The 1,291-nt window shown below is 56.1% G+C and carries 1 protein-coding gene; it reads left to right on the top strand.

The features are described 5' to 3' along the window. Positions 1-139: 139 nt before the first annotated feature. Positions 140-1,291, top strand: a 1,152-nt coding sequence (locus AC3A6M_RS24800) for an IS4 family transposase (protein WP_487855352.1), incomplete at its 3' end; no start/stop codon positions are given.

The following is a 1,291-nucleotide window of genomic DNA, read 5'->3' on the forward strand; positions in this document are numbered from 1 at the left end:
GCGCACTGCTGTCCGGGATAATTAAGGAAGAGCAGCTACTGAAGAGAAGTAAGTAGCTGATGAGGTTGCGGGTAATGGTTTTGGGGCGTACATGTGTATGTCCCGAGTTCCTAGGCTCACTGACCAAAACCTGCAACCCATGTCCAGAATACTCACTTTTGGCGCCGTCTTAAAGGGGCTGCCACGTAAAGAATTTGATCGGGCCGTGCTCAGGCACCATGCCGACAAATACTGCAAGCACTTCACCTGCTGGAAGCATCTGGTGGCGCTGGTCTATGCCCAGCTCAGCGGTGCCAGCAGCTTGCGTGTTCTTGAGTTGAGCTTTAATAGCCATGTGCGAGATCATGCTGCGCTACAGGCCGGCGTTATTCACCGCACGACCTTGGCGGATGCAAACGAAAGGCGCTCAAGTGTTGTTTTTGACGAGATGGCCGCTTGGCTCATCGGCCAGGCGCATCGAAAGGCACACCGCCAGGCGAAGGCGCTGACGTGCCTTCTCGATTCCACCTCGTTCACGCTCAAAGGCCAGCAGTTTGACCGTTGGACGCTCGCCGACCGTACGCGAAATACCCAAGGCATCAAGCTGCATGTCTTGTTGGATCTGTCGGCCAAAGCACCACAGTGGTATAGCTTCAGCGCGGCCAACATCAACGATGTCGACCAGGCCGCGTTCGTCCCACTGGAACCTGGTGCGCTTTACGTGTTCGACAAGGGCTACTGCAACTACAACTGGTGGAAGAGAATCGATGACACGGGCGCCTGTTTCGTCACCAGATTCAAAAACAATGCCGCCTTGGTCGGGCAAGAAGAGCGCGTGATTCCACTGGCAGAACAGGGCCTGGTGGTACGTGACGAGATCGTCCGCTTCAAGCGCAGGCGCCCTAGCGGCAAACGGATCAATCACTATGACAAGCCGCTGCGACGCGTCACCATCTCCCGGCCAGACAAGGCAACCGATCTTGTCCTGGCAACGAACGATCTGGACAGTCCTGCATCCGAAATCGCGCAGCGTTACAAAGAGCGCTGGGAGATCGAATTATTCTTCAAGTGGATCAAACAGCATTTGAAGATCAAGAGTTTTTTCGGGCGCAGCAGCAACGCCGTCCGGCTCCAACTTGTTACCGCCTTGATCGCCTACCTGCTCACTGTCTTGTACCGGCAAGCCCAGTGCATGGCGCATACGCTCTGGGAAAGCCTGAGCATGATCCGTGCTTCGCTGTTCACTTCCGCCGTCAGTGACGCGACGCTACCGCCACGCCGACGAAGACCATCAAGCCTCAACCTGTCACCC

Source organism: Telluria sp. Soil_C_11, from assembly GCF_057657395.1.